Source organism: Inquilinus sp. (assembly GCF_057815775.1).
On record NZ_JBYRFX010000792.1, the window covers coordinates 1 to 3106 of the forward strand.

At 69.5% G+C, this 3106-nt stretch carries 5 protein-coding genes; 3 read left to right on the forward strand and 2 right to left on the reverse strand.

All coding sequences use genetic code 11. The features are described 5' to 3' along the window. Positions 1 to 791, reverse strand: a 791-nt coding sequence (locus AC3XYG_RS28160) for a thiolase family protein (RefSeq protein WP_489143190.1), incomplete at its 3' end; no start/stop codon positions are given. 110 nt (positions 792 to 901) lie between these two features. Here AC3XYG_RS28160 and AC3XYG_RS28165 point away from each other — a divergent pair. The 3 genes from AC3XYG_RS28165 (at position 902) to AC3XYG_RS28175 (ending at position 2905) form a co-directional block, all read left to right on the forward strand. Further along, on the forward strand, positions 902 to 1492 hold the full coding sequence (locus tag AC3XYG_RS28165) for a TetR/AcrR family transcriptional regulator (RefSeq protein ID WP_489143191.1): 591 nt from the start codon (positions 902 to 904) through the stop codon (positions 1490 to 1492). A gap of 107 nt (positions 1493 to 1599) precedes the next feature. Next, positions 1600 to 2493 carry an alpha/beta fold hydrolase gene (locus AC3XYG_RS28170; RefSeq protein WP_489143192.1) on the forward strand — a complete coding sequence of 298 codons (894 nt, stop codon included), beginning with the start codon at positions 1600 to 1602 and terminating at the stop codon, positions 2491 to 2493. A gap of 127 nt (positions 2494 to 2620) precedes the next feature. Further along, positions 2621 to 2905 (forward strand): DUF1488 family protein, encoded by a 285-nt coding sequence (locus AC3XYG_RS28175; RefSeq protein WP_489143193.1) that lies wholly within the window; start codon positions 2621 to 2623, stop codon positions 2903 to 2905. A gap of 16 nt (positions 2906 to 2921) precedes the next feature. On the opposite strand, the gene AC3XYG_RS28180 is transcribed toward AC3XYG_RS28175, so the two are convergent. After that, positions 2922 to 3106 (reverse strand): hypothetical protein (locus tag AC3XYG_RS28180; RefSeq protein WP_489143194.1); only part of this gene is annotated, 185 nt, incomplete at its 5' end.

Below are 3106 nucleotides of genomic sequence, written 5' to 3' on the forward strand. Positions count from 1 at the left end.
CGCCGGGTCAGGACCAGGGCGGCAGCCCCATCGGCATTGGCGCTGGAGCTGGCCGCCGTGATCGTGCCGTCCGGCCGGAAGGCCGGCTTCAGCGCCGGGATCTTGTCGGCCGACAGCTTCTGCGGGTTCTCGTCGGTCGCAATCTCGACGGCGCCGCCCTTGCCCGGCACCGCCACCGGCACGATCTCGGACACGAAGGCGCCGTCGGCGATCGCCGCCTGGGCCCGCCGCAGCGAGGTCACGGCATAGGCGTCCTGGTCGTCGCGGCTGAAGCCGTAGCGGGCGGCCGTCGCCTCGCCGAAATCGCCCATCGCCCGGCCCTTGTCATAGGCGTCCTCCAGCCCGTCCAGCGCCGCGTGGTCGAGGATCTGGCTGTGGCCGAAGCGCAGGCCGTCGCGCACGCCGGGCAGCAGCCAGGGCGCGTTCGACATGCTCTCCATGCCGCCGGACACGACGATGCCGGCCGAACCGGCGACGATCAGGTCGCGGCCGAGCATGGTCGCCTTCATGCCAGAGCCGCAGACCTTGTTGACCGTGGTGGCACCGACCGCATCGGGCAGGCCGGCGCCGCGGGCCGCCTGGCGCGCCGGGGCCTGCCCCTGCCCCGCCGGCAGGACGCAGCCCATCAGCACCTCGTCGACCTGGGCGGGCGCGACGCCGGCCCGGGCCACGGCCGCGGCGATGGCGGCGGCCCCCAGCTGCGGCGCCGCCAGCGGCACCAGCGCGCCACGGAATCGGCCGAGCGGGGTGCGGGCGGCACCGACGATCACGACGGGATCTTCAGCGGACATCGGGAGTCCCTTGGATTTGTAATATGACGAACCACATATTGTGAGCATCATTTAAAAAGGCAATCACCCTCCGGCGAGACCTGCCGGTGGCGAATGCCGGGAAGAGACCTATGCGCTACAGCAAGGACCACAAGAGCGAGACCCGCGACCGGATCGTGCAGACCGCGGCCAGGCGCTTCCGCGAGGATGGCGTGGAGTCGGTCGGCGTCGCCGCTCTGATGGCGGATGCCGGCCTGACCCATGGCGGCTTCTATGCCCATTTCCCGTCGAAGGAGGCGCTGGTCGCCGCCGCCTGTGCCGAAGGCCTCAGCCAGAGCAGCGACCGGCTGCGCAAGACGGTGGAGCGCCACCCGGCCGGCGAGCGCATGGCGGCGATGGCAGACGCCTATCTCAGCCCGGCCCATCGCGACAACCCGGGTCAGGGTTGCGCCACCGCCGCCATCGGGGCCGAGATCGCCCGCCATCCGCCCGAGACCCGCGCCGTGTTCAACCGCGGCCTGCGGGGCCTGCTGCGTCTGGCGGAAGATGCCCTGCGGGCCGATGGCGGCGATCCGGCTGCCGCGCCGCAGGCGGTCAGCGCCATGGTCGGCGCCCTGATCATGGCCCGGGTCGCGGCCGATGACCGGGCCCTGTCGGACAGCCTGCTGGAGGCCGGCCGGCAGAGCCTGCGCAGTCTCGTACCGCCGGCCGCCGCGGCCTGAACTCCGTAGACGGCCGGCATTGCATCCGTAACCGATCCCCGATGGCGGGGCCGCGGCCTCCATGTAGTATCGTCAAAATCCACACGGACTGCGGAGGAGGAACGGATATGCGCCGATCAGTGGGGAGCATGCTGCGGTGTGCGGTGATCGCCATCGGCATGGGTGTCGCGATGCCGGCCCTGATGGCGCCGATCGTGACCGGCCCGGCCCAGGCGGCCGAGGTGTGGCAGACGCTGCCGGCCCTGGGCCCGGCCCCGAAGCCGGCCTCCAGCGGCATGGCCCCGGTCAATGACATCCAGATGTATTATGCCGTCTACGGCGCCGGCCAGCCGGTGATCCTGCTGCATGGCGGCCTGTCCAATTCCGACTACTGGAACAACCTGATCCCCGATCTGGTGGCGCATGGCTTCCAGGTGATCGTGGCCGACAGCCGCGGCCATGGCCGCAGCACCCGCTCGGCCCAGGCCTACAGCTACGATTTGATGTCGTCCGACGTCATCGCCCTGCTCGACTATCTCAAGATCCCGAAGGCCGATCTGGTCGGCTGGAGCGACGGCGGCATCATCGGCATCGACATCGCCATCCATCACCCGGAACGGCTGAACCGCCTCTACACCTACGGCGCCAACACCGACCTGACCGGGCTGAAGCCGGATTTCGACAAGAACCCGACCTTCGCCGCCTTCATCACCCGCGCTGGCACCGAGTACCAGGCGCTGTCGAAGACGCCGGACCAGTATGACAGTTTCGTGCAGCAGATCGGGCAGATGTGGGCGACGCAGCCCGACTTTACCGCCGAACAGCTGCGCGGCATCAAGGTCCGGACGGCGATCGCCGACGGCGCCTATGACGAGGGCATCAAGCGCGAGCACACGGAATACATCGCCCACACGATTCCGGGCGCCGAACTGCACATCCTGCCGAAGGTCAGCCATTTCGGCATGCTGCAGAACCCGAAGGAGTTCAACGGCGTGATCCTCAAATTCCTGACCGAGAAGTAGCACCGTTGACCCTGTAACCCATCGCGACCACCCTGCCCCGTCTTCAGCATGACGGGGCAGGCGCGATGGCGGATTTCCAGCGGATCCCGGCATTGCCGCACCGCCGGGTCGGCTGGTAGAAGGCGCCATGTCCCGTCCGATCTTCACCTTTCCCGATGACGCCGACTGGAACGAGCCGCGCCAGGCGGTCGAGTTCGGCGTCGAGATCGGCGACTATGTCGGCCGGGTGTTCCTGCCGGCCGCCGCGCTGCGCGGCCTGCTGGGGCATCGCCCGACCGCGGCCGAGGCGGTCGAGATCTATCATCTGCACCGCACCCCGATCGAACGCGCGGTGGAGTTGCGGATCGAGGAGCGGCGCCTGGACCCCGACGCCAATGTGACGCTGGACGGCCGGGACCTGCGCAGCCGCTGACAGGCCCATCACTTGGTCAACCGGCATCATCCGAGCTGGACAGCCTGAGCGGCCGAAGGCGCGTGCCATCCGACCAAAGGACGGTGTAGCCGCGTTGCCGGAGGCATGTATCCACCTGCGTCCCCTGGCTCGGCGTCGGGTCGGCGGCCATGGACGCGGCCAATCCGTCGAACCCCGCCCCCGCCCCGACCAGGGCACCCA